Annotated in this window: 1 protein-coding gene; it reads right to left on the bottom strand. The window is 57.5% G+C overall.

Annotated features, from left to right (window positions below; translation table 11 throughout):
- On the bottom strand, nt 1-219 hold a 219-nt coding region (locus JK635_RS28225; protein WP_202653495.1), incomplete at its 3' end, for an AtaL-like protein.
- Between the last annotated feature and the right edge of the window lie 378 nt (nt 220-597).

Below are 597 nucleotides of genomic sequence, written 5' to 3'. Positions count from 1 at the left end.
GTAGCTGACGCGGTCGCGGATCACGGTGTCGCCGTAGCGCAGTTCGCGCTCCACCTGCGCGGCGGATTTTTCCAGGATGTCGCAGGCATCGAGATGCGGCACGAACATTTTCGGCTGCTCGGCCCGCAACACCAGCCCACGCCAGAGTTGCGCCCGCGATAGCGGTTCAATCAGCGGATTGAGCGGATCGTTGATTTCGACGAGATGGGAAAATTTCATGGCAGATACGCCGCGTGGTGTGGCGGCGCAAGGGAATCAATGGGGAAGGCGGGACTTTAACATGGTTTGGGGCGGGGCCTGGCAGCGCCTGCGGCGGTGCGCGCCTTTCAGGGAGCCGAGCCGCCCTTGCCACGAAAAGATTTTTCCTTCCGGACTTTCAAGTCGATCAAAGCAGTAATGCGTCCTCAAAATGCGCGGCAAATCCGGTATTGGCAAATAGGTTCTCATGCCGACCCATCTCTTTTCAATTCCGCTTAATTCCCGCTTAAAACCTCAGATTAATTGGTTGTAGCCATCTCACTTCTTCATCAGCACGGTCAGCCCTGCTGGCATGACCAGTGATGTCTTTCCGGCGCAAGCGTCCGCTTCATGCCGGCA

The sequence above is a fragment of the Neobacillus paridis genome, from assembly GCF_016765675.1.
GTDB classification, from domain to species: Bacteria; Bacillota; Bacilli; order Bacillales; family Cytobacillaceae; genus Neobacillus; species Neobacillus paridis.
Note: the sequence above shows the minus strand (reverse complement) of the source record. Positions and strands in the feature narration are given on the sequence as shown.